The sequence below is a fragment of the Rhodoferax sp. GW822-FHT04A08 genome (genome assembly GCF_058801025.1).
In genome coordinates this window covers 109,729-134,151 of sequence record NZ_JBXAMW010000008.1, presented here as the reverse complement: position 1 = coordinate 134,151, position 24,423 = coordinate 109,729, and the positions used below count along the sequence as shown (strand labels likewise).

The 24,423-nt window shown below is 53.7% G+C and carries 27 protein-coding genes; 25 read left to right on the top strand and 2 right to left on the bottom strand.

Features of this window, described 5'->3' with window-relative positions; all coding sequences use genetic code 11:
• Nucleotides 1-32 precede the first annotated feature (32 nt).
• From AC1RMF_RS16500 to AC1RMF_RS16425, 16 genes are all read left to right on the top strand, one after another.
• Nucleotides 33-779, top strand: a complete 747-nt coding sequence (locus AC1RMF_RS16500; protein WP_493142814.1) for a hypothetical protein — start codon at nucleotides 33-35, stop codon at nucleotides 777-779.
• Nucleotides 776-2,149 (top strand): amidase, encoded by a 1,374-nt coding sequence (locus AC1RMF_RS16495; RefSeq protein WP_493142812.1) that lies wholly within the window; start codon nucleotides 776-778, stop codon nucleotides 2,147-2,149. The genes AC1RMF_RS16500 and AC1RMF_RS16495 overlap by 4 nt, the downstream gene beginning before the upstream one ends.
• Nucleotides 2,150-2,224: 75 nt before the next feature.
• On the top strand, nucleotides 2,225-3,256 hold the full coding sequence (locus AC1RMF_RS16490; RefSeq protein ID WP_493142811.1) for an extracellular solute-binding protein: 1,032 nt from the start codon (nucleotides 2,225-2,227) through the stop codon (nucleotides 3,254-3,256).
• 76 nt (nucleotides 3,257-3,332) lie between these two features.
• Nucleotides 3,333-4,364: an extracellular solute-binding protein gene (locus AC1RMF_RS16485; RefSeq protein WP_493142809.1), complete on the top strand. Its 1,032-nt coding sequence runs from the start codon at nucleotides 3,333-3,335 to the stop codon at nucleotides 4,362-4,364.
• A gap of 2 nt (nucleotides 4,365-4,366) precedes the next feature.
• Nucleotides 4,367-5,206 carry an ABC transporter permease gene (locus AC1RMF_RS16480; protein WP_493142807.1) on the top strand — a complete coding sequence of 280 codons (840 nt, stop codon included), beginning with the start codon at nucleotides 4,367-4,369 and terminating at the stop codon, nucleotides 5,204-5,206.
• A 14-nt stretch (nucleotides 5,207-5,220) separates the two neighbouring features.
• Nucleotides 5,221-6,012 (top strand): ABC transporter permease, encoded by a 792-nt coding sequence (locus tag AC1RMF_RS16475; RefSeq protein WP_493142806.1) that lies wholly within the window; start codon nucleotides 5,221-5,223, stop codon nucleotides 6,010-6,012.
• Between the two features lie 28 nt (nucleotides 6,013-6,040).
• A complete protein-coding gene (locus tag AC1RMF_RS16470; protein WP_493142804.1) occupies nucleotides 6,041-7,102 on the top strand; it encodes an ABC transporter ATP-binding protein in 1,062 nt (353 codons plus the stop codon).
• A 53-nt stretch (nucleotides 7,103-7,155) separates the two neighbouring features.
• Nucleotides 7,156-7,836 carry a nitrile hydratase subunit alpha gene (gene nthA, locus AC1RMF_RS16465; RefSeq protein ID WP_493142802.1) on the top strand — a complete coding sequence of 227 codons (681 nt, stop codon included), beginning with the start codon at nucleotides 7,156-7,158 and terminating at the stop codon, nucleotides 7,834-7,836.
• Nucleotides 7,773-8,237 (top strand): nitrile hydratase accessory protein, encoded by a 465-nt coding sequence (locus AC1RMF_RS16460; RefSeq protein ID WP_493142800.1) that lies wholly within the window; start codon nucleotides 7,773-7,775, stop codon nucleotides 8,235-8,237. The genes nthA and AC1RMF_RS16460 overlap by 64 nt, the downstream gene beginning before the upstream one ends.
• A 278-nt stretch (nucleotides 8,238-8,515) precedes the next feature.
• Nucleotides 8,516-9,352 (top strand): ABC transporter ATP-binding protein, encoded by an 837-nt coding sequence (locus AC1RMF_RS16455; protein ID WP_493142798.1) that lies wholly within the window; start codon nucleotides 8,516-8,518, stop codon nucleotides 9,350-9,352.
• A complete protein-coding gene (locus AC1RMF_RS16450) occupies nucleotides 9,349-10,122 on the top strand; it encodes an ABC transporter permease (protein WP_493142796.1) in 774 nt (257 codons plus the stop codon). The genes AC1RMF_RS16455 and AC1RMF_RS16450 overlap by 4 nt, the downstream gene beginning before the upstream one ends.
• Nucleotides 10,119-10,886: an ABC transporter permease gene (locus AC1RMF_RS16445; RefSeq protein WP_493142794.1), complete on the top strand. Its 768-nt coding sequence runs from the start codon at nucleotides 10,119-10,121 to the stop codon at nucleotides 10,884-10,886. Before AC1RMF_RS16450 ends, AC1RMF_RS16445 begins: the two co-directional genes overlap by 4 nt.
• 28 nt (nucleotides 10,887-10,914) lie before the next feature.
• Complete coding sequence (locus AC1RMF_RS16440) at nucleotides 10,915-11,856, top strand: ABC transporter substrate-binding protein (protein WP_493142792.1); 942 nt, start codon at nucleotides 10,915-10,917, stop codon at nucleotides 11,854-11,856.
• 45 nt (nucleotides 11,857-11,901) lie between these two features.
• Nucleotides 11,902-12,117: a hypothetical protein gene (locus AC1RMF_RS16435; RefSeq protein WP_493142791.1), complete on the top strand. Its 216-nt coding sequence runs from the start codon at nucleotides 11,902-11,904 to the stop codon at nucleotides 12,115-12,117.
• Nucleotides 12,114-13,532, top strand: coding sequence for an amidase (locus AC1RMF_RS16430; RefSeq protein ID WP_493142789.1), 1,419 nt, complete (start codon nucleotides 12,114-12,116; stop codon nucleotides 13,530-13,532). The genes AC1RMF_RS16435 and AC1RMF_RS16430 overlap by 4 nt, the downstream gene beginning before the upstream one ends.
• A 119-nt stretch (nucleotides 13,533-13,651) precedes the next feature.
• Nucleotides 13,652-14,281: a MarR family winged helix-turn-helix transcriptional regulator gene (locus AC1RMF_RS16425; RefSeq protein ID WP_493142788.1), complete on the top strand. Its 630-nt coding sequence runs from the start codon at nucleotides 13,652-13,654 to the stop codon at nucleotides 14,279-14,281.
• A gap of 11 nt (nucleotides 14,282-14,292) precedes the next feature.
• Here the strand turns inward: AC1RMF_RS16425 and nthB are convergent, their stop codons facing one another.
• Together nthB and AC1RMF_RS16415 are read right to left on the bottom strand one after the other, a co-directional pair.
• Complete coding sequence (gene nthB / locus AC1RMF_RS16420) at nucleotides 14,293-14,973, bottom strand: nitrile hydratase subunit beta (RefSeq protein ID WP_493142787.1); 681 nt, start codon at nucleotides 14,971-14,973, stop codon at nucleotides 14,293-14,295.
• A gap of 227 nt (nucleotides 14,974-15,200) precedes the next feature.
• Complete coding sequence (locus AC1RMF_RS16415; RefSeq protein WP_493142786.1) at nucleotides 15,201-16,724, bottom strand: CoA-acylating methylmalonate-semialdehyde dehydrogenase; 1,524 nt, start codon at nucleotides 16,722-16,724, stop codon at nucleotides 15,201-15,203.
• Nucleotides 16,725-16,833: 109 nt separating this feature from the next.
• Between AC1RMF_RS16415 and AC1RMF_RS16410 the strand changes: the two genes are divergently transcribed.
• From AC1RMF_RS16410 to AC1RMF_RS16370, 9 genes are all read left to right on the top strand, one after another.
• Nucleotides 16,834-17,775: a LysR family transcriptional regulator gene (locus AC1RMF_RS16410; RefSeq protein ID WP_493142990.1), complete on the top strand. Its 942-nt coding sequence runs from the start codon at nucleotides 16,834-16,836 to the stop codon at nucleotides 17,773-17,775.
• A gap of 209 nt (nucleotides 17,776-17,984) precedes the next feature.
• Nucleotides 17,985-18,905, top strand: a complete 921-nt coding sequence (locus AC1RMF_RS16405) for a Bug family tripartite tricarboxylate transporter substrate binding protein (RefSeq protein WP_493142785.1) — start codon at nucleotides 17,985-17,987, stop codon at nucleotides 18,903-18,905.
• Nucleotides 18,787-19,758, top strand: coding sequence for an alpha/beta fold hydrolase (locus tag AC1RMF_RS16400; protein WP_493142783.1), 972 nt, complete (start codon nucleotides 18,787-18,789; stop codon nucleotides 19,756-19,758). Before AC1RMF_RS16405 ends, AC1RMF_RS16400 begins: the two co-directional genes overlap by 119 nt.
• Before the next feature lie 187 nt (nucleotides 19,759-19,945).
• Nucleotides 19,946-20,635, top strand: a complete 690-nt coding sequence (locus AC1RMF_RS16395; RefSeq protein WP_493142781.1) for an RraA family protein — start codon at nucleotides 19,946-19,948, stop codon at nucleotides 20,633-20,635.
• Nucleotide 20,636: 1 nt separating this feature from the next.
• Nucleotides 20,637-21,533 (top strand): SMP-30/gluconolactonase/LRE family protein, encoded by an 897-nt coding sequence (locus tag AC1RMF_RS16390; protein WP_493142765.1) that lies wholly within the window; start codon nucleotides 20,637-20,639, stop codon nucleotides 21,531-21,533.
• A gap of 45 nt (nucleotides 21,534-21,578) precedes the next feature.
• On the top strand, nucleotides 21,579-21,899 hold the full coding sequence (locus tag AC1RMF_RS16385; protein WP_493142779.1) for an NIPSNAP family protein: 321 nt from the start codon (nucleotides 21,579-21,581) through the stop codon (nucleotides 21,897-21,899).
• Nucleotides 21,900-22,109: 210 nt separating this feature from the next.
• Entirely contained in the window at nucleotides 22,110-23,093 is a 984-nt protein-coding gene (locus AC1RMF_RS16380; protein ID WP_493142777.1) for a Bug family tripartite tricarboxylate transporter substrate binding protein, read from the top strand.
• Nucleotides 23,094-23,186: 93 nt separating this feature from the next.
• A complete protein-coding gene (locus AC1RMF_RS16375) occupies nucleotides 23,187-23,519 on the top strand; it encodes an EthD family reductase (RefSeq protein ID WP_493142775.1) in 333 nt (110 codons plus the stop codon).
• Between the two features lie 89 nt (nucleotides 23,520-23,608).
• On the top strand, nucleotides 23,609-24,415 hold the full coding sequence (locus AC1RMF_RS16370; RefSeq protein WP_493142773.1) for a HoxN/HupN/NixA family nickel/cobalt transporter: 807 nt from the start codon (nucleotides 23,609-23,611) through the stop codon (nucleotides 24,413-24,415).
• Nucleotides 24,416-24,423 lie beyond the last annotated feature (8 nt).

Genomic DNA, 24,423 nt, shown 5'->3' with positions numbered 1-24,423 from the left:
CCTGATCAAATGCTACGAAAGAAAATGCTGCCATGTTGCTGAATGACGGACTCATTGTCGTTTGGATGAACGTCGCCGAAAGGTATGACGAAGAATTGCACGCATGGTATGAAAGTGAGCACGTTCTTGAAATCGCGTCCTTACCCGGAATCAATAGTGTGCGTAGAGGCGTCGATCCGACGCATCCATTGCGCTACATGGCGATGTTTGAGTGCGCTGATGATCAGGTAGAGAGTGGCGCCGCTTTCAAACACATGATAGGAAATGCAACACCTTGGACGCGCCGAATTCGTACTTTGTTTGGCGAACAGCGGCGGCGTGGTAACTACCGCAAGACTGTTGATCGCGCGGTTGAGACCGACCCTAGTATGCCAACGGCCGCCTGGCTGGTAGTGCAAACCGACGCTGATCCTCAGGATGGCACCTCATTGCTGGCAGAAATGTCGGGGTGTATGCGCTACCGCGCATTTATACAGCGTCCGCCGTTCGAAATATTCAGGCCTGAGCTGGCCTTCTTGCAGATCTTTGACTTTTCCTCCCTTGACCACGCTGAATCTGCAAAGCAGCGTTGTGCTGCCGTAGTAGACGACAGTGTGTCGCTCCGCAAAGCAATTGGCACACCGGCGATCACCACGGAGGAGGTTTCCAGACGTCGACAGGAGACATGGAGTGCCAAAGATGCCGCTCGGCAGCTAGCTGACGGCTACACCGTTCCCTATGCCGCTTCGGTCGCACCATTTACGCAAAGCATTGTTTCAGAAACCGAAGTCGCGCCATGAGTGAATTGCACAATCTTGACTTACATGAGGTGGCTGTTGCCTTCAAGGACCGGCAACTATCACCTGTGGAATATGTCGATGCGCTCGTCGCGCGTATAGAGCAGCAAGAGCCCACGCTCAACGCCTTCATCCTGCTTCAACATGAAGATCTCAGGCGTCAGGCACGCGACGCTGAAAAAGAGATGGCTCATAGTGGCCCGCGTTCGCCGTTGCATGGCATCCCTGTTGCTATCAAAGACGTAATCGACATGAAGGGACTGCCAACCACCTGCCACTCGAAGCTCATGCTTGATCAGGTGGCAAAGCAGGATGCCGATGTGGTAGCCAGCCTGCGGCAGGCCGGTGCTCTTTTCGCTGGTAAAACCGCTACCTGGGAATTTGCTATCGGAGGTCCAACTGCGGATTTGCCGTTTCCTCCTGCAAGAAACCCTTGGAATCCCGCTCATCATCCCGGTGGTTCGTCTTCAGGTTCTGCTGCCGCAGTAGCGGCGCGCATGCTGCCAGCCGCCATCGGAACTGACACGGGTGGTTCTATTCGGTTGCCCGCCAGTCACTGTGGCGTCGTTGGCCTCAAGCCAACCAATGGACTCGTCAGTACTTCCGGCGTATTCCCATTGTCGTATTCGCTTGACGTTGTAGGGCCGCTGACACGCACTGTGCATGACAACGCGATTTTATTAAATGCAATTGCAGACCATCCGAACCGGGATCGCGACTACTCCAGATGTCTGGCGCAAGGTGTGCGTGGTCTGCGCATAGGGGTCATCCGGCATTTCTTCGAGCATGATACGGTGGCCCATCCCGAAGTGATTTCGGCAATTCACTCGACCGTGCGCACATTGGTGGACGCTGGTGCAACAGCTTACGATGTTCAGTTACCCCTGTTGGATGAATACCTGAGCGTGACACGGGTCATCATGGCCGCAGAGGGCGCGGCCATACATAAACGTTGGCTATCTGAGCGACCTGAAGCGTACGCCCCACTGACACGCCAGCGTCTGTTGCCCGGCCTATACCTGTCGGCAGACGAGTACGTAAATGCCAATCGCAGACGTGCCGAGCTCGCTCATACCATTGAGGATTGCTTCTCGAAGGTTGATCTGCTTATTACAGCTTGCACCATGGACCCGGCCTGCCGACTCGATGACCAAGAGGCCATTGACTTTACCCATCCGCGGCAATCCAGGGTGCCATTTAACCTCAGTGGCCATCCTGCACTTTCCATCATGTGTGGACGCAGTCACAACGGTCTGCCGTTAGGTGTTCAGTTGGTCGGTCGTCGTTGGGGCGAGGCACAGCTATATGGCGCCGCAGCGACGTATGAAGACGTTGCAGGTTGGGCGCTTTTTGCCCCGCCGCCACTGGGGTAAACGAAGCACCGGAAGTTTTCACTCTAGTGGTCACGTCGCAGTGTATTCCTGCAAAGACTCACAAAGGAAGCAATCATGAAGCTGATTCACTCATTATTTGCATATATCGCCCTGACACTACTGGCAACGTTGGTGACATTACCGCACGCCGTGGCGCAACCCATAAAAGAGTTCCGGCTTTTGGAAATGGGTGGCATCTCAGGTGAAACAGTTCAGGCGGCGTACATCGATCCTTTCGAACGCAAGACCGGAATCAGAGTCGTCCGTGAAAATCCGGCTTCGCTGGGCAAGATCAAGGCGATGGTCACTTCAGGCAATATCACTTCGCAAGCCATGTTGTTGACCGACGGCTGGTTGGCTCAGGCAAAAGCCGAAAACCTGCTGGAGCCACTAGATTGGACCGCGATTGACCCCAAGCCTATTCTTCCAGGCGCACGTGATCCCTATGCAATCGGTTGGTCTTATGCATCCGCCGTACTGGCTTGGCGCAAGGAAGTAAAACCCATGAATAGTTGGGCCGACTTCTGGAACGTCAAGGATTTCCCTGGTAAGCGCAGCCTTCCCGACGACCCTTCTATCGCTGTTCCCGTGGCGCTACTTGCCGATGGGGTTTCGATTGACAAGCTCTATCCCTTGGATCTGGAGCGTGCGTTTGCCAGTTTACGCAAGATTCGTCCGCACATTTCAGTATGGTGGACTTCCGCTGGCCAATCGGCGCAACTGCTTGAAGATAAGGAGGTTGTATATGGTATGACCTATAACGGTCGCATCAATGACAAGCCCGACATTGCCTTTACCTACAAACAGGGCTATTTGGTGCTCTCCTGGTTTGGCGTACCAAAGGGAACGTCGCCCGCTCAGAAAGCCGCAGTCATGAAGTTCTTTCATGAGCTGACGGTTCCTGAAAACCAAGTAGTCGCCATGCAAAAAATACCCTACGCTGGCTCCAGCCCGGAACTCGACAAATTGCTTCCCCCAGATAAGCTGGCGGCATTTCCGACCACAGCGGGCAACGCCAGTGTGCAGTTCCTGGCCAACGCGCCAGAGTGGCAGAAGGTTTCATCACAGGTCGAAAAGCGTTGGCAACAGTTCAAGCTTGGTATGTGATGTCCACTGACCTTGCAAGTGCAATTTCTCTATGTCCAAGTCCCATCTTCAACTGACCCTAACTAAGGAAAACAATATGAAATCTGCATATTCACTATTCACCGGGCTCGCATTGTCGTGTGGTGCAGCACTTGCTCTCATGGGGCCTGCGGCAGCGGAACCTGTTAAGGAGATTCGTCTCCTTGAGATGGGTGGCGTTGCCGGCGATATGGTACAAGCCGCCTATATCGAGCCGTTTCAGCGGAAGTCAGGAGTCAAAGTGCTTCGTGAAAACCCCGCATCATTGGGAAAAATTAAGGCAATGGTCGCATCCGGAAACATCACTCTGCAGGCCGTTCTACTGACGGATGGCTGGCTGGCACAAGCGAAAGCAGAAAACCTGCTGGAACCCTTGGACTGGTCGGCAATTGACCCAAAGCCCATTCGTGCAGGCGCACGTGATCCGTACGCTATCGGCTGGTCCTACGCTTCAGGAGTAATGGCGTGGCGCAAGGAAGTCAAACCTTTGAATAGTTGGGCGGACTTCTGGAACGTCAAGGATTTTCCTGGCAAACGCACGCTCCCTGACAATCCATCGATCGTCATTCCCGTAGCATTGTTGGCCGATGGTGTGCCGATGGACAAGCTCTATCCTCTCGACCTAGACCGTGCCTTTACAAGCTTACGCAAGATTCGTCCAAGTATTTCTGTTTGGTGGACATCAGCCGGGCAGTCGGCACAGCTACTTACAGACAAAGAGGTTGTGTATGGCATGACATATAACGGTCGCGTCTTCGATAAACCCGATATTGCATACACATACAAACAAGGTTATCTTGAGTTGTCTTGGTTTGGTATTCCCAAAGGAATATCGCCTGAACAAAAGACAGCAGTCATGAAATTTTTCCATGAGCTGACGGAATCTGAAAATCAGGTTGCAGCCATGCAACGACTGCCCTATGCCGGATCCAGCCTTGATTTGGACAAACTGATACCAGCAGAAAAACTGTCGACTTATCCGACCACTGCGGGAAATGCAAACCTGCAATTTGTGGCAAATGCCAAGGAATGGCAAGCGGTCGCGCCGCAAGTCGAGAAGCGTTGGCAGCAATTTAAACTGGGGATGTGATCTTGGCCCGATGGCTCAACAAACACAGGGCATGGGGCTATTTGCTGCCCCTGTTGGCATTCACCGTGATCGCTTTCGATATGCCGGTACTGCGCATGCTCACAATGAGCTTTGGCGGCGACGCCGGCACATTCGGTCCTTTGAAGAGCTTTTTCGAAACGCCAATATATCTGACGGTCATTCTGAAGACTCTTCAGATGGCCTTTTTCTCGGCAATATTGTGCGCCGTACTGGGTTACGCACTTGCTTACTGGATTTACACCACACGCTCCCTAAGGCTGCAGCTGTCCGTGTTGGCTCTGGTTGCACTGTCTTTCTGGATCAGCATACTTGTTCGAACCTATGCATGGATTGTCGTACTCGGCAACAATGGCATCGTGAACCGTCTTCTTACCAAGTGGGGGATAACAGACGGGCCCGTCGCATTTATTTATAACGAACCCGGCATTTTGATTGGTACGGTCAACCTGCTATTGCCCCTGGTGGTGCTCCCGCTGTACGCCGCTATGAAAGGCTTGGACAGGCGGTTGCCTCAGGCTGCGCGTTCGTTAGGTGCAGGTGAATGGCGCATTTTCTGGCAAGTCTTTTTTCCACAGACCAGGCCAGCACTCGCGGCGGGAGCAATGCTTGTTTTCATCCTCACGCTGGGGTTCTTTGTCACTCCCGCCATTCTGGGGGGTAACCGCGTGCCGATGATTGCAACCGTGCTGGATGCGCTTATTAACGGTACTTCTGACTGGCAGACTGCTGCAGTTCTGTCAAGCATCCTATTGTTAGTTACCCTGGTCCTTTACGTAGCATACAAGCTGCTTCTACAGGCAGCAATGCCGCAACGCTCATGATGTACAGAACAAACATGGAACGCTTCTCCAGAATGCTGATCGCCTTCTGTGGACTATGCATCCTGCTCTTTTTGATCACACCGATTCTCATCACGATCCCGATGTCGTTCTCTGACAAGAGCACCTTGCAGTTCCCACCTGAAGGACTTTCGCTGCGTTGGTACCAGGCATTTTTCAACAGTCCAGTCTGGATCGAGGCACTGGTCACTTCGCTGCAATTAGCGGTGGTTTCAAGTGGGCTCGCTCTGCTACTAGGCTCGCTCTCCGCCTATGGTCTGGCTCGCAGTCGTATAAGGGGAGCCCTCTTGCTCGATGCCAACTTCATGGCCCCGATGATCATTCCACACATCATTACTGCCATCGCGCTTTACTTTGCGTTCTCCAAGATTGGTGTGTTGGGTACTTTCAGTGGTTTGGTCATAGGGCACATGCTCGTAGCAATGCCTTTTGTTCTGAGTGTCGTTGGTGGTGCTGTGCGTGCTTTGGACGTACGCATCGAACAAAGTGCGCGTACCCTTGGTGCATCATGGTCACGCGTGTTGGCTTCGGTAGTGATACCCAACATCTATCCTTCCTTGCTGGTTGCCTGGATATTCGCTTTCATCGTGAGCTTTGATGAAGTGGTTTTAACCTACTTCCTAGCCGGAAATCATGTAACTATTACCAAAAAAATGTTCAGTGAACTGGCGCAGCAGATCGATCCAACGATTACTGCCGTTGCTTCCATTCTGATTTTTGGTAGCGTCGCTTTGATGCTTATCACAGCACGCTTTTCTCGTCAGTCTTCTGGCGCGCCGGTTCACTAGGCATTCGTACAACCCTATTCAAGACATCATGGCAAGCATTGCAATCCAGGGCATTTCAAAGCGGTATGGAAACGTCACCGCGCTCAACACTATTGACCTCCATGTGGAACAAGGCGAGTTCCTGACACTGCTCGGTCCAAGTGGCTCGGGCAAGACCACATTGTTGACAATGATTGCAGGTTTGGATAATCCAGACCAAGGAAATATTGTCATCGGCGGGCGTGATTTGACGCATGTACCATCCAGTGGACGTAATATCGGACTGGTGTTTCAGAGCTATGCGTTGTTCCCACATATGACGGTGTTTGACAATGTGGCGTTCCCACTCCGAGTACGGGGTAAGGCGCCAGAGGCCATCCGCAAGGAGGTTCTCAAGGCACTTGAGATGGTGAAGTTGCAAAACTATGCTGATCGAAAACCCGCGCAACTATCGGGCGGACAACAGCAGCGCGTGGCGCTTGCTCGTGCGACAGTATTTAAGCCATCCATATTGCTGCTCGATGAACCTCTTGGGGCGCTTGATAAGAATTTGCGAGAAGATCTACAGTTCGAATTGCGCCAACTTCATCGTACTTTGGGAATCACTACCGTAATGGTGACGCATGATCAGGAAGAAGCAATGTCGCTTTCAGATCGCATCGCCGTATTCAATGCAGGTCGGATCGAACAGGTAGGTTCGCCAGAGCATATATATAGAAATCCAGCAAACACCTTTGTCGCAAACTTTTTCGGGGCTGGCAATGTGATGCGTGGGGAGCTCAGCCGTCAATCGGGAAAAAACGTATTCACGACGGAAGATGGAATGGCGATCATGCTGCCCGCCGATACTAAGAGTGCAGGCTCTCAGGTTTCCGAAATCATGTTGCGTGCGGAATCTATCCGTCTCGGTGCTCCTGACGTACCCGGTGCAGCGGTAGGCGAAATTGTTGGACGGGTTTACCTTGGTTCCGTCGTTCGCTACCGGGTAAAGCTTCTGAATGGTCGCGTACTGGCTATACAGAACAGCCGTGCCAATGGCGTCTTTGAAGAAGGCGACAAGGTATCGCTATCGTGGGCGGAAAATGATGTGCGAGTCATCGGATCTGCGTAACCATATTCCTTGGGCTAACGCTCATTTAACTACATAAGCGAGGCTTTCACAAAATGTCTAACGACCACGACCACGACCACGACCACGACCACGACCACGACCACGACCACGACCACGACCACGACCACGACGATGCCAGTCGATCGCACCTTAGCGACGTAGAGATTCGCGTGAGGACTTTACAGACGTTGTTCATTGAAAAAGGTTATGTTGAACCGGCAGCACTTGAATTGTTGATCGATACGTATGAGAAACGTATAGGGCCTCGCAATGGGGCGCAAGTTGTCGCCCGGGCGTGGACCGACCCCGACTATCGGCGTTGGCTATTGGAAGATGGTACTGCGGCGATCGCTTCGCTGGGATTTCGTGGTAGGCAAGGTGAGCACATGGTTGTGCTGGAAAATACACCTGAAGAGCACAACGTAGTGGTTTGTACACTTTGTTCCTGTTATCCGTGGCCCGTCCTAGGACTACCGCCCGCATGGTACAAGTCGTTTGCGTATCGGTCACGGGTAGTGCTTGACCCACGCGGCGTACTTAGCGAATTTGGTTTACGATTTCCCCAGGAGACCAATGTGCGTGTGTGGGATTCCACGTCGGAGATGCGTTATATGGTTTTGCCGATGCAGCCTGAAGAATCCAAGGGTTTGGCAGAAGAAGATTTGGTTGAATGGGTGACACGCAACTCAATGATCGGTACTGGCCTGCCACAGGCTCCAGAGGTACAAGCATGATATCGACATCCGCAATTGATTCACGTACAGCCGAGGCGATAGCTGCAAGCGAGGGGCTTCCACTGGATAAGGATGATGGAGTCATATTTTCGGAACCATGGCAAGCGACAGCCTTTGCGTTGACTTTGGCATTGCACGAGAAAGGCTTGTTCACTTGGGATGAGTGGGCCCAAACACTCGGTGCGCAGATTCGCGGGGCGCGTGCGTGCGGGGACCCAGATCGCGGCGACACATACTATATGCATTGGTTATCCGCGCTGGAGAGAATCTGCCAAAAAAAAGACCTCACAGACAACGCTGGACTGCTCAAGTACCACGACGCATGGATGCGTGCCACTCATCGGACTCCACACGGCTTGCCAATTGAGCTTCAGCCAGAAGACTTTCAATCTAGAGAGTGAATGTCGCTCGTGCATATTTGAGCGCGGTGTATGCACGCACAAAGTGCAACCAGTCTATTCTGGTGCATCTTGAAGTGAATTGTTCACTTTCCGACTGCGTATGGCTGGCATGGCAATTGCGTGGTCAAATAGGTGTCTAACAGGATTAGTTTGTTGTTTATGGCATCTAAAGTAGGTTTCATTTTTGGATACTCCAAGTCGCTTTTAGAGGACTCCGAGATTTACCGGATTTATCACCTAGCACCTAACAATGCATTGAATGCAACGAATGAATTCGCATGAATACTGCAACACTTAGTTCCAACTTGATCTCTTCAGGGTTTAAGGCTTCGTCCGCTTCTGCCGAGCCTGCCACCCTGATTCGACTGCAGAGCATTGACTGCACGCTAGGCGGAAAGTCAATATTGGAAGGTATCAGTCTCACCATCAAAAAAGGGGAGATCGTCTGCGTGGTGGGGCCATCTGGCTCCGGAAAGACAACGCTTCTTCGTCTTCTGGCTGGCCTGGTGCCCTCTACAAATGGGCATATTGTGTACGATGGAAAGGCCATGGATGGCCCGAGAAACGATGTAGCTGTTGTGTTTCAAGACTATGCCAAAGCGCTTTTGCCATGGAGAACGGCTGCTGGGAATGTCGCATTGGTACTCGAAGCGGCTGGTATGCCGAAAAGTGAACGCAGTGGAAGAATTAGTTCTCTGCTGGAGAAACTGGGGCTTTCCGCGCACGCAGACAAGTTCCCTTCTCAAATGTCTGGGGGCATGCAACAACGCTTGCAAATTGCACGTTGCCTCGCGCAGGAACCCAAGGTTCTATTAATGGATGAGCCATTCGGTGCGTTGGACGCAATGACCCGTCAAGTTCTACAAGATGAGTTGCTCGGAATCGTCGCTTCCACTGGAGCGACGGTATTCTTCGTGACACACGATCTTGAAGAAGCAATTTACCTTGGAGATCGTGTCGTCGGACTGCTGCCTCATCCCGGGCGTATAGCGAACATTTTTCCGGTGGGTCTCCCATTTCCCAGGGAGCAAATGGCGACAAGGGAGCATCCCGAATTTTTGCGGCTTCGCCGTGAGCTATTTGACTTTGTGCTGGGAGCTGAGGTGGCGAAGTGAACCATTCCATTCAAAGCAAACTAATAGGGATGGGCGCAGCCAGCCTGTTGCCCATCGTGTTGATAGTTGTAGATGAGTTTGTCATGCGGAACTTTCACGAAGGAAGCTTTACATTAGCGCCGCCGTCTGCAGTGTTCGCTGCTCTTTACGGCGCACTGATAGACGGATCCTTGCTCAAAGCTACCATGGATACCTTGCTTTCCGCGATGGTAGGACTCTTTATCGGAGGAAGCATTGGACTGATAAGTGGTATTGTTTTAGGCCTATTTCAGTCAGTCGACCTTCTGATGAAGGTATCCATCGAGTGTATACGCCCCATTCCCTCTGTTGCACTCATTCCTATAGGAATGATGATTGTAGGAGTTGGCTATTCACTTGAAATAACTGTTGTGGCTTTTACCGCGATCTGGCCCACATTGATCCTTGCGCGTGCAGCTGTCGTGGCCGTAGAGCCACAGCTTCTGGAAGTCACGCGTGTACTCAATTTGGGATTTGGTGCTACCGTCTTTAAGATCATACTGCCTTCCATACTTCCCAGGCTGTTTGTGGCCTTTCGACTCGCAATTGGCTTTGCACTCATTGTTGCGGTGACGACCGAGATCGTTGCCAATCCCATCGGGTTAGGTTACGGAATGCTTAATGCGCAGCAAGGAATGCAACCTGCATTGATGCTCGCATTTCTTGTATGGATTGGTGTAACAGGTTGGTGCTTGAGTCAAGTCACATCGACTGCCCAACGCTTGCTCTTCGAAAAGTGGGAGCTCAGATGACTTTCAAGAAGCGCATCGGTTGGGTGCTGTTGAGCTTCTCAATGGCTGGTCTAATGGTTCTGTTGTGGCAGGGCGCCGCAGACAGTGGCGCGATTCCTGGCGCCTTTTTTCCAAGTCCAATCAAAACCTGGACTGCGTTGCATCGTGGCATCGCTGAAGGGAAGCTGCTGGTCATGATGCTGGGGACAGTAGAGCGAATGGCGACTGGCTGGCTATTGTCTTCTTTTGTTGGAATTTTGCTTGGTGCGCTGATTGGGTCCTCAGCAGTACTCCGAAAGTACTTGCAACCCACACTCGAGATATTGCGGCCTTTACCAGCGTCTGCAGTCATACCAGTTGCAATTGCGCTGTTTGGCTTGAGTGACGCCATGGCGCTTTCCGTGATTGCCTTCGGAGCATTGTGGCCCACCCTGTTGGCAACGGCCCACGGAGTCAGTGCGGTCACACCAAGACTTTATGAAGTTAGCAGAATACTCGGATTAAGTCGCATCGCGCAGATATTCAAAATCGCGCTGCCCAGCGCATTACCCGACGTTCTTGCAGGTATGCGGTTGAGTTTGACCGTTGCGCTTGTACTTGCAGTTGTGTGTGAGATGCTTTCCAGTCGCGACGGGCTTGGTCAGTGGATTCTCATGGCTGGACGACGCTATCGAGCCGGGGATCTCTTTGCCGGCTTGCTATTGCTGGCGGGAATTGGCTATGTAACCGCAGGAATTCTCACCCTTGCAGAACAACGTTTGCTTCGCTGGAAGAAGCCGCATTGACTCGCTAACCACCAATCAGGACTAAATCATGAAACGCAAAAACTTCTTACGGATGATTGCTGTTGCAGTATCCGTCTTGACGCTAACCTCTGCAAGTGCACAAACGCCTTCGCCGGTCACCATTCGCGTGGGCTATGGACCGGCATCTGATGCCGTGGCGCTTTTTTTGGCCAAAGACCTAGGCTACTTCAGCAAACGTGGCATCAATGCGGAAATCTCTGTTATGCCCAGTTCACCAGCAGCCACCGCAGCGGTAATGTCGGGCTCGATTGACGTGATGCTCACTGGAGTAGTCTCGGTTTTGCAAGCTGTCGACGGCGATTTGCCATTCACAATCGTGTCCGGTGCGTTAGTTACACCGATGGCATCGAATATCTGCATCATGGTACGCCCGGAGAGAAAAATAGCCAGCGCCAGAGACTTGGTCGGGAAGAAATTCGCGGTACCGGGTCTTGGCACATCCATGGACATTATGAGCAAGCGTTGGCTAAAAGCCCAAGGTGTGGATCCAAGCAAGGTTAACTATGTCGAAGCCAATCTGACACAGGCATCGGACTTGCTCAAGAGCGGTCAAATTGATGCAACTGTCATGGCTGATCCCCAGTATGCACGCCTTGTTCGGGAAAAAACAGGTGTCAAGCTAGGTATGTTGTTCGATAGCGCGCCCAAGGGTGTCATGATTTCTGCATACTCTGCTACGCAGAAATGGGCCAAGGCAAATGCAGCCATTCTGCCCGCTTTCCGGGCGGCCTTGGAAGAAGGGGGCGCATATGCACGAGCCCATGAGGCAGAGGCCCGTGCATCGATTTCAAAGAACTTGAAGATCAGCGCGGAAGTGGTCGCGGATATGCCTCTGGCCAACTTGACAACTCAAGTAAAACCGCAGAACCTGGAATGGCTTCATGATGTGATGAACGAGCAAGGGTTGTTTCAAACAAAGATCCAGTTGACGTCTATTGTCAGTCCATGATGCCGTAGCGACATTACATTCCATCAATCGTCGAAGAGCAATTGTATGTCCCAGGACATTGAGATTATGGAGAGTTCATATCCTGAATTCTTTCTGCTGGCCCGTCGCGATGGGGTCGACATCCCGTCGCACCTGATTGCCAAAGTTGAAGAGGAGCTGTCCCTGCTTCGAACCCATGTCGCGGCGGTGAACTCCGCCATGACAGACGCTGCAGAGCCTTCGCTGATACAGCGCTTGTTTTCGATTCGACTCCCGATATGACCCGAGCATACGAATATGCCGGCGCTTCGGTGGCCAAGCTGGGTATGGCACTGCGGACCGGTGCCGTCACTTCAGTAGAACTGACGGAGCAGGTGTTGTCACGAATTGAGCGCTATGAACCAGAACTTCGTGCGTTTGTTCTGGTGGACAAAGACGGCGCGCTCAATTCTGCTCGTGCTGCTGACTGCGACTTTTCTCAAGGTATTGACAGAGGTCCAATGCAGGGGATTGCATACGGATTAAAAGACATATTTGATGCAAAGGGATTGCCGACCACTTGCTGTTCCAGGGTGCAAGGGACTGAAGCAAAGAAGCTTGATTCTCATGTGGCCTCTCAGATGCGGGCAGGAGGAGCGGTGCTGATTGGAAAATTGAAAACGCACGAGTTTGCGGTTGGCGTTCCAACTGAAGCTTCGTTTTACGTGCCGGCACGCAATCCTTGGAACTTGAGGCATATTACCGGAGGGTCGTCTTCGGGGTCCGGTGCTGCGGTCGGATCGGGACTGCTTAGAGTGGCAACAGGTAGTTGTACCGGTGGTTCCATAAGAGGTCCCTCGGCCTGGTGTGGTGCGGTGGGATTGAAGCCTACCTATGGTCGTATTTCTAGGCGAGGGGTGTTCCCTCTAGCATGGTCCCTGGACCATTGTGGCCCCATCACGAAAAGTGTCGAAGACTGCGCGATAGCCCTTCAGGTGATGGCTGGACACGATGCCTTGGACGCAGCCAGCGTGTCCCTGCCCGTTCCTGACTACCGGGCGTCACTGTTTGAAGGTGTCGCTGGGCGAAAAATAGGTGTCCCTCGTGCGTTTTTTGAGGATTCGCCTCGTCTCAGCGAGGGCGCACGCGCAGGAATTGAAAACAGCATACGCATGCTTAGAGATTTGGGGGCCATTGTTGAGGACGTTGTGTTGCCGGACTTTTCCCTTTTCAATGCCGTGGGACGTGTCATCATCGCCGCCGAAATGTACGCTGTTCATCGGCGATTGTTGGCGACCAGGACGAATGACTACGACGACTTGACAATCACGCGCGTATTGATGGGTTTGGGTGTTTCATCTAGCGACTATATGGCTGCGCTTCGAGTGCGCAGTGAGTTAATCGCTGCTGTCAATGGCATATTGATGGACTACGACACACTTTTGACCGCCATTTCACTGGACACCGCTCCACTTGCCAACGCAAACTCCACCGCAAAAGACTGGCCGCTTCAGATGAACATGTTCAACGTAACTGGGCATCCCGCAATGAGCGTACCAGTTGGGCTGGATAAAAACGGTATGCCACTTTCTGTGCAACTTGCTGCGAGGCCATTTGAAGAAGATCGGCTCTTGGCTGTGGCACAAGCTCTGTTTGATGGTTCAGGCTGGGAACGGATTGGATCACCTTATGATGTACACCGAGACAGGGCCAGCTGATTGCACTGACTCAATGAACGCGTGCTTTAATGATATGGAGCCTCGCACATCGATGTGGCGATTTGCTAGCAAATTGAACATGGGCACATCATGAAGATGATCAAAGTGTTAAGGCAAGCATGAAAGAATCCGTACCGAAACCAAAGAGTAGTGGCAATCAAGTCATCACAGACATGGTCACGTGGCGGCTGCACACGTTGGCAAGTTTGACTTCGGCCAATGCAACGCTGCGGTACGGACGCAAATTCGCTCTCACCATTCAGGACTGGCGAACGATTTCAACCTTGGGCGCCTTTGCGCCTTTGTCAATGAAAGAGCTGGCATCTCGGGCGCAATTGGAAAAGGCTTATGCAAGTCGTACTGTCGCTGAACTCGTCGAGCGCAAGTTGGTCATCAGCAAGCGCAGTGAATCCGATGGCCGTGGCGTCACGCTCATTCTCAGCAGGACAGGGCAAACTTTGTATCGCGAGGTCTTTGTCGATGCGGTAGCAAGAAATGAAAACTACTTCACTGGCTTCTCGGTGAAGCAGCGTGCTGATTTTTTCAAGATGTTGGCGATGATGACAAAGAATGCCAGAAGATTGGTTGAGCTTGAGCGAACGCTGGAGGCACAACCGGATGAGCACGATGGAAATTTAGAACGACTTTCTGAGCAAGAGGAGGCAGCTGAAGTGATCCATGGAAGTCAAAATACGGCGGAAATCCGTTATCTCGTGGAGCGCTTGAGTCAATTGGTCGGGCTCAACTGAAAGTCCACGTACTATTGAACTACCTCGGTGCGTTCTGGGGCATTTTCCAAATATGGCTCCCAAGCATCCACTTGTATCGAGGATCGTGGATCAGCATCCTCCCCCCACAGGGTGCGCCCATCGAAGCTTACAACATACAACCACTGCGGGTCCTCAGTCAGGCCTTTGACGCGAGCATCGGGAAATACATGCACGCCATGTAAGCGCACAATCCGACCGACTTTGCCGCGAACATAGCGCGGTAACCGAGTGTGACTCTCCGGATGCATCTCACGCGCTCGAACCATGTCGCCCACTTTGTATTGGGCAGGCGCCACCATCGGACGAAGCGTAGGACCACCTGCTTGCAGAGCTGCAGCCAGACTCTCCGCCTGCACTTGTGGAAGCCCTTCCCTGGCGGGTTGAAGCATGCGTCCCTGTGCCAGTTCTTCGCTGCTGACTAGGCCATGGGCGAGTGCGGCAAATTCTAGCCGAGCTGCGAACCGGGCAAAGTAGCTGCTCGAAAGATATTGTCCCGGCGGCAATTTTTCCATCATCGAACGGGACTGGTCTATGTTCCATAGACGCAACCCGCCGACTGCCGCGTTCAACGCAAAGATCTGTTTCTCCCAGTCGGCATGAAAGAGCGCGTCATCGCTTGAATCCACTGCGCCGAAACCATGCATCCCACCCATGTCGTGCACGCCATTCATGTCCTACTCTCCTCCAGGTGGCTACATCATCTACAAACGACTCCTCCAGCGATCCCATTTACAGTCCAAGTTCGGGAAGATATCAGTCAAAGGCATTATTTACTAGATTGTTGAAGTAATCAGGTCAACAGACGCATAGCAGCCATGCGTCGATGCTATACGTATGTCAACAAAAGTGCCTCAATAGACTTCAACACGATCTCAGAAGCTGTACCTATGCTCTTCGATCACTTGGCCGTGGGCATCACAAATTCAGCGCCTTTGCCAATGCTCTCGGGCCAGCGCTGCATGATGCTCTTTTGCTTGGTATAGAAGCGCACGCCCTCTTCGCCATAGGCGTGCATGTCGCCAAACAGGCTCTTCTTCCAACCGCCAAAGCCGTGCCAAGCCATGGGCACCGGAATCGGCACGTTGATGCCCACCATGCCCACCTGGATGCGGCGGCTGAATTCGCGCGCCACGTTGCCATCGCGGGTGAAGCAGGAGACACCGTTGCCGAACTCATGCGCGTTGATCAGGTTCACCGCCTGGGCCAGGTCTTTCACATGCACGCAGGACAGCACCGGGCCGAAGATCTCCTCCTTGTAGATCTTCATCTCGGGCGTGACGTTGTCAAACAGCGTGCCCCCCATCCAGAAGCCGTTGTCACAACCGGCACCGGCGGCAGCGCCGCTGAAGGTACGGCCGTCGTGCAAGAGCGTGGCGCCTTCCTTCACACCTTGTTCGATGTAGCCGGTGATGCGCGCGTGCGCGGCCTGGGTCACGATGGGGCCCATCTCGGCCGCCAGGTTCATGCCGTCCAGCACCTTGAGGGACTTGGTGCGCTCCAGCAGTTTGGGGATCAGGCGATCGCCTACATCCCCCACCAGCACCGCCACGCTGATGGCCATGCAGCGTTCGCCAGCCGAGCCATAGCCTGCGCCGACCAGGGCGTCTACCGCCTGATCGATGTCGGCATCGGGCATCACCACCATGTGGTTCTTGGCGCCGCCCAGGGCTTGCACGCGTTTACCGTGGCGCGCGCCGGTTTCATAGATGTGGTTGGCAATGGGTGTGGAGCCCACGAAGCTGATGGCCTTCACATCCGGGTGTTCCAGGAGCGCATCCACCGCTTCCTTGTCGCCCTGCACCACGTTGAACACGCCATCGGGCAGACCGGCTTGCTTGAACAGGTCGGCAATCAGCAGGCTGGGGCTGGGGTCCAGCGGACTGGGCTTCAAGACAAAGGTGTTGCCTGCGGCAATCGCCACCGGGAACATCCACATGGGCACCATCACGGGGAAGTTGAACGGCGTGATGCCGGCCACCACGCCCAGGGGCTGGCGCAGTGTCCAGTTGTCGATGCCGGTACTCACCTGGTCGGTGAAGTCACCCTTGAGTAACTGGGCAATGCCGCAGGAAAACTCGACGATGTCGATGCCGCGCGAGACTTCACCCTGCGCATCGGTAAACACCTTGCCATGTTCGGCGGTGATCACGCGGGCCAGTTCGTCCTTCCGGGCATTGAGCAGCTCCAGAAACTTGAACATGATGCGCGCGCGCCGGATGGGTGGCGTGTCGGCCCAGGCGGGGAATGCCGCGTTGGCAGAGGCCACGGCGGCGGCTACGTCAGCCGCGTTGCCCAGGCGCACCTGGCGTGCCACCTGGCCGGTGGCAGGGTTGTAGACGGGTTGCGTGCGCGTGCTGCTGCCCGCGGTGCGTACACCCTGGATGTACTGCGCAACTTCGGTGGAATCGGTATAGGGTGTCATGAGAGGTCACTTTGTAAGATGTATCAAGAGCACGAAGTCTATGAAGACATTCGCCACTTGCCTACGTCAACGGATTGAAATGTTTGTTCAATTTGGTGAACAATACGGGATGCGGAATCAAAAAGCCGATACCCTCTGGTCGCACCTGCACTGGCTCATCGTACTGTCTGAGCAAGGCAGTTACACGGCCGCGGCGCAAAGGTTGGGTGTGAGCAAGGCTGCAATGAGCCAGCACATCTCCGAGTTGGAGCGGGCCATCGGTATGCCACTGGTGCGGCGCACCACCCGTAGCATGCGGTTGACTGAAGCTGGGCAACGTCTGGTGGGCGATACCTATCAGGCCTTTTCGCAGATTGCGAGGAGTTTTCATGGTGCCAAGGACAGCGCTGGGGAAGCACGCGGTTTGGTGCGTGTGACCGCACCCGTGGCGCTGGGGCGCCAACAGCTAGTGCCAATGGTGGCGGACTTTCTGCTGGAGCACCCGGCGATCCGCATTGAGTTGACTCTCTCTGATCGTCTGAGTTCGCTTGCCACGGAGGGGTTTGACCTGGCTGTTCGGCACACTGCGACACTACCGGACACGCATGTCGCCTGGCCTCTTTGCAAAACCTATTCTTTGCTGGTTGCGAGCCGAGCTTACCTGGACCGGCGTGGCGTGCCGACTAACCCGCAGACGCTTGTCGAACACGATTGCTTGCACTACCCGCGCGATAACGATTCACCAGTATGGACTTTTGAGCCCAAACAAGGTCGAGCAAAGCACGCCAGCCGAATAGCTGTTCCGGTAGGGGGGGCGCTTGCGGCGAATAACAGTGAGGCACTGAGAGATGCCGCCGTTGCAGGCCTTGGCATAGCATTGGTCCCGGATTTTTCAGCCCAGGCTGGGCTTCGAAGTGGTGAACTCCTGGAAGTCCTGCCAGATTGGCGACCCGTCGGCACATTTGCAGAAAGAATATTTGCAATACGACCATACGCCGTATATGTGCCCAGGGCCGTTACTCTGTTTGTCAACCACTTGAAGGCAAGTATGGAGAAGGGGTTTCTCAGTTAGTTGACGCTACCGTAGAAGTATTCGGAAAAAACCAGCCAATTCCCATAGGTGCAAGACATAGCTGATATAGGCATCGATCGGTTTCAAAGGGCAATGTGACGTCGAATAATGAGAGCGATGTATCCCACTGAATCCGCGAAACCAATTAAATGATCACGAAGCCTATCGCACACTCTCGTCGCAGCGTTCTTAGTCGCCTGCTCACTGGCATGGCTGGATTGCTGACTATAGGCATCAGCTCGGCGCAGCAGACCCGAAAGATCATCGTTCCTTTTCCGCCTGGTGCTGCGAATGACACGATCGCCAGGTTGCTTGCAGAGGCCATGGGCAAAGCCGGTAGTCCTTGGAACATTGACAACCGCGCTGGTGCTGGATCACTGATTGGCATGGAGGCCGCCGCAAAGAGTCCGGGGGATGGTAATACCTTGATGTTCACATCCTCTGACGGCTTGTCGGTATTGCCGGCTGTGCGCAAGCACATGCCCATAGATGTATTCAAGGACTTTCGGTTTCTCGCCCGCGTCGCAAGCAATCCGTTCATGCTGGTCGTAAATGTAAAATTGCCGGTCAAGACCTTCAAGGAGTTCGTGGATTTGGCCAAGCGTCAGCCGCTGAGCGTCGGAAACACGGGTAATGGCACGCTGAATGACATAGGGTCGGCGCTACTGGCCTCCCAGATTGGCGTCGAGGTACTGCGTGTTCCGTACAAAGGTATGGTGCCTTCGATCACAGACCTGATCGCAGGCAACATCGATGCGGCTTTGATCAGTGCCGCGACTGCAGGCCCATTTATCACTAGTGGGAAGTTGTATGCCTTGGCTGTCCTTGACACTAAACGAAGCAAACGCCTTCCTGAAGTGCCTAGCATCGCGGAACTGGGCTATCCGAGCGCCGTTGTGCCTGGCTGGTGGGGCATCCTCGGGCCGGCCACCATGTCGGATGCTGCGGTGACCGCTGCCAAGGTCACCATTGATGCCGCCATGCGGGATCTGCAATTTCTCTCGGCACTGGATGCACGCGGCTTCGATGCAGCCCCCCTTGCTGGAGACGCCTTTCTGGCGTCGGCGCGCGCCGAATCGGCTCGGTGGAAGTCTATCGCGGAGAAATTCAACATCAGCGTGGACGAATGACATGGCTTATTTGGAAACACAGTCTATCCTTGTAGGAATCGAAGGCGGGCAAATTGAAGTCTTGCTAGAGGGAGAGGGCCCAGCAATCGTAATGCTCCCCTCACTCGGGCGCAGTGCCAATGACTTCGATGAAGTGGCACCCCTGCTCGTAGAAAAGGGCCTTCAGGTTATAAGGCCGCAACCCCGGGGCGTAGGCAGAAGCCACGGGCCTGGTGAAGGCATTGACATGCGTGATCTTGCGAAAGATGTTGCACAGGTCATTGAGTACATTTGCCCACCCGCCGCCTTCGTCGCAGGACATGCGTTTGGCAACTTCGTTGCCCGGGCAGTAGCCACCTATTTCCCCGATGTTTTGCACGCCGTAGCACTTGTTGCGGCCTCTCCGGGCTGGATCCCCACCGGAGAATCTCCCTACGATACAGAAGTGGATCGAGCCATCTACGCATGTAGCGACGAATCTTTGCCTAGACAAGAACGTCTGAGGTTGCTGCAGCTGGCTTTCTTTGCGCCGGGCAATGACCCCAGCGTATGGCTGGACGGCTGGTTTCCGGCAACCAAGGCGATGCAACGCCGAGCCCAGCTTCGCACACCGATTCAGGAAATATTCGCGGCTGGCACCGTCCCACTTCTACACCTGCAGGCATTTGACGACACGGTGGCGCAGAGAAAGTTTGCGCATGTTCTGAAGAACACGTTGGGCGACAGGGTGACGGAAGAGATAATTTACGGCGCAGGCCATGCGCTCTTGCCAGAAAAACCGCTGGAAGTTGTTGAATCGCTCTCACGTTGGGTCTTTGATGGCGCGCAGAGCAAGAAGCGGTTAGAACAGGATAAGGCCCAATATAGCCAGTAGTAATGGCTGGTATAGGTGCGACTGCATTCCCTTGCGAAGTAATTGCGGCAAGAATGGCAGAAAAGAAAACCGATCTGGCAGGGCGTGAAGCTCGCTTCCCACAAAGACGTATTGAATGACACTCCCTACTTCCCAAACCCAAGCCCGTTTAGATCGGCCATTGACAGGCCGTGTTCCTGCAGAGGCTGTGCGCCACAAGTTCTTCGACAGGCTGTCGCCCGATATTATTGCCCGCGTTAAGGCACTTCCGGACCTTACTGCCAACCTCAGTGATGCGCTAGACCAACTCAATCTGGTCGGTGCCATATCTGCGATTGAACTGCCGTGCCAACTTCCCGATGCACGTATGGTTGGTCAGGCTGTAACTGTTCGCAACGTTGAGCGCAGAGAGAATGTCGGAGAAAGCGTGCGTAGCGGTGTAGGCCGCATGGGCGAGCATGAGGCATACAACCTGGCGGATCCTGGTGATGTAGTAGTGATTCAGGGTCTTAGCAGCGTTTCCAACATGGGAGGGCAGTCGGCCATGGTTGCATCGCGGGCCGGCTGTGCAGGAGCGGTGATTGATGGCTCCTACCGCGATCCGGGCTCTTCCCGTGAGCTAGGGTTTCCGATTTGGTCGCGAGGGGCGACGCCCATTACCGGAAAGTGGCGGCTTGAAACCGTCGAAATCAACGGCGCGGTTCGTATTTCAGGCGTGGGGGTGCACGCCGGAGACCTGGTTGCCGCAGATGAAGCGGGGGTGGTATTCGTCGCTTTTGCACACGTGCTGGCAGTGCTTACAGAGGCGGAACGAATAGCGGGAGGCGATACACGGCAGCAGGCCGACATCAAGGATGGCATATCGCTGTCTGATCTTGCGCGCAAGAAGTACAAGTGATATGAAAACAGCAGAGCACATTTCTGTCGATTGTGTTGCCCAGGCTGGCGACATTCTGGGTGAAACGCCGCGCTGGTGTGAACACACATCCAAGCTCTGGTGGATTGATGTAAGGCGCCCTGCGCTTCAGAGCTATGACCCGGCTACCGGCAGGCACGCTGCCATTCGCCTGCATCCCGAGCTCGTGACGGGATCAATCGTCTTGCGCGAGGACGGTAGTTTTTTGCTGGCTACCGCATCAGGGCTTTGTCTCTATGATCCGAGGACAGGGCAGGCGCCAACCTTTCTGGGCAACCCTGAAGCGGGCAAGCCGGGCTTGCGCCTGAACGATGGGCGTTGTGACCGACGGGGGCGCTTCTGGTTCGGAAGCATGCACGATACCCAACGAATCCCGGTGGGCACACTCTATTGCCAAGAAGTTGGTAAAGGCTGCCGTTCTGTGCTGAGTGACTTCGTGCTACCTAACTCGATTTGCTGGAGTCCGGATGACAAGACGATGTATTTCTCTGACACCCACAATCAGTTAACCTGGGCATTTGATTACGACCTCGACGAGGGGCAGATCAGCAACCGCAGGCTGCTCAAGGACTGGACAGGTCAGCCCGGTCGCCCGGACGGCGCTGTGACAGACGTACTGGGCTGCCTTTGGATCTGCATGGTTGCCACAGGTCAGTTGATTCGGTTGACGCCGCAGGGAGAGGTCGACCGGGTCATCCAATTGCCTGTCACCAACCCCACCTGTCCAGCGTTTGGTGGAGAGAGGCTGGAGACACTCTACATTACCAGCCATTCCCAGAGGCTGTCAGCGGAAGCCCATGCGCGCGAGCCGTTGGCTGGGGCTTTGCTGGCCATAGACCCGGGGGTCTCTGGCTTGGTGGAGGCACGGTACGCCGGGTGACTTCGGTTCTTACATAAGATGTCATCATTATTGGAGCACTAAGCAATGATTGTAGAACTGCGCACTTACACGGTAGCTCACGGGAAAATGGATGACTACCTGGATCGCTATGAAAGGCATGGATTGCCTATCCTAAAGCGCCACCTGGGAAAGCTGGTGGGTTGCTATCTAAGTGAGATTGGTCCATTGAATCAAGTGCTGCATGTGTGGGCCTATAACAGCCTCGCAGATAGAGAGCAACGGCGAGCACGTCTGGAAGCAGATCCTGAGTGGAGTGCGTTCAAAGAAACAAACCGCGGAACCTTTTCACAACAAGATGTAAGGGTCATGCGCCCGGCCCGTTTCAGTCCACCCATTGAAGATTAGTGTGGTTGGGGCAAGGCTAGAACTGATATGGCTAGCCTTACCCTCTGACTCCAGTGCTTCGACACTATTCCGATAGTAAAACATCAGTACTGTCATTCAAAATGAGAACTGAGTTCATCTAGGAAAGATAGCCTGTCGCAGGGGGGGAATGACGAAGGAAAAATGGTTGAGCAGCGGCAGTGTTCCAATTAAAAAGCGAGACAAGTAATTATGCAAATTCCATTTGCAAAGCAACTGACGGTGCTTGTAGCCGCCACATTCCTCTCGACTTTGTGTTTGACCGCGTGTGCAGAAGTTTATCCGGCCAAGCCCATTTGGCTTGTTTCCACTTTTGCGGCGGGTAGCACCGTCGATATAGTTGCCAGAGCGATTGCAAAACCCATGACTGAGATCCTTGGGCAGCCGGTAATCGTTGATCCCAAACCTGGGGTTGGTGGTAATATCGCAATGGACCTCGTCGCCAAGTCATCAAAAGACGGCTATACCATTGGCTTGGGTACCAGCGGTGCACTTGCGATCAACCCTTCTATCATGAAGGGAGTTCCATACGACTCTTTCAAGGACCTGACACCGATCAGCTTGGTCGCCAATGTGCCAAACATTCTGGTTGCCGGTCCGGGTGCAAACGGTCAGAACCTAAGGCAAATAATCACTTACGCAAAGGCAAATCCCGGCAAGGTGTATTTTGTATCCTCCGGTGTCGGAAGCGTCAATCATTTGCTTGGTGAGATCAAGCAAGCCAAGGCTGGTATTCAGCTTGTAAATACGCCATACAAGGGCAATCAGGAGCCTATATCTGACTTGTTGGCTGGAAGAATTCAATTGATGTTCAGCGGGCTGCCACCTATCCAAGGCATGGTGCAGTCAGGCCGACTTCACGCGATTGCAGTAGCAGGAAAGTCGAGACTGGCCGCGCTTGCGGACACACCGACAATGTCTGAAGCTGGTCTGCCCGGCGCAGAAGCGGTGGCCATGTTTTCACTGGTTGCACCGTCAGGTACGCCGCGTGAGGTGATCGCAAAAATCAATGATGCAGTTGTCAAGGCCCTGTCTCAACCAGAGGTTCGTCAGCAACTGACAGCGCTTGGCGCAGAGCCCGCCTCATCTTCGCCTGAACAATTGGGCAACTTGATAAAGGAAGATTTGCGCTACTGGGGTGAAGTAACGAGAACCCTCAACATTCAGCTGGACTGAATCGATTGGATTGCCATCCAGCTTGCGGCTTGTGGGTCTACCGTGCACCGAACTGAAACCGTTAATGATTGGTTTTTTTGAGAGGAAATGAAAGTGATCAAGACAGTAACAATACTGGTTAAAAAAGATGATTGGACTGATGAACAGTTCAACAAGTACTGGCGAGAAGTCCATGGCCCATTGGCGCTGGCGGTAAAAGGAATCCGGCGATATGTGCAATCTGAAATTCGCGATCAGGTTATTCGCAAGGACATCGTTGAGCTCGACTTTCCTGCCAACGGCATTGCCGAAGTCTGGTACGACAGCATTGAAGCGATGCGCGAAGCTAGGGTTTCTCCGGAAGGTCAGGCACTTCTGGCCGACGGCGCCAAGTTCGTAGGACGGAGTAGAACACTTGTTGTCGAGGAAGTCGAAATCATCAAGTAAGCTATTTTGAGGATACATGAGCCACAATAGCGTAGAAACTGCATGTTCATTTCATACCCACGGTATCTTCGCATATATAGGACATCGAAATGGAAGCAGAATTGACATCTCTTACAGGCATGATTCTCATGTTTGTATTGGGCTTGCGGCATGGGCTTGATCCAGACCACATAGCCTGCATTGATGGTTTCACCTGGAGGGCGCTGAGCCGCAACCACGACCGTTCCCACGCGCCCTGGATCGGTACGCTGTTTGCAGTTGGACATGGCATGTTGGTAACGTCCATAGCAGTTGGGGTCAGCAGGCTCACATATCTGGCGAATGTACCTGAGGTGCTCGTCCGCATCTTTGAATGGATACCCACTCTGCTGTTGGTGCTGGTGGGCACAATGAATCTGCGCATGTTGCTGCGTCCGCAAATGGCTTATGCCCCTGTGGGCTGGAAACTCAAACTCATCCCGCGCAAGTTGAGAGAGCACTCCAGCCCTTGGGCAGTGGTGATCATCGGCGTACTGTTTGCCACCGTCTTCGATACGGCAACACAGGCCTCTGCCTGGGGTTACGTGGCAAGAAATGGTGGAGGTGGCGTGCTGGCTGCGCTTGTGGCAGGCTTGGTTTTTACTTTCGGAATGATCATCACGGACACTATCGATGGAAGGCTCATTTGCCACATCAACATGAGCACCGCCGGGCAGGAAATAGGGCGCCGCTATCGCCGCAGGTTGGGTTGGTTGATTGTGGGCATTTCATACGGCGTTGCCTCCTACAACGTCGGCAAGGCCATGTTTCCGCAAGTTGAGCTTGGAGATGTGGCGTTTTCCCTATTGGGCGCATCATTGGTCTGCCTCATGCTCGCCATTCTGGGTGCTGTTGCAATGAGCCGACGCTTGCCCTGATGATTTCA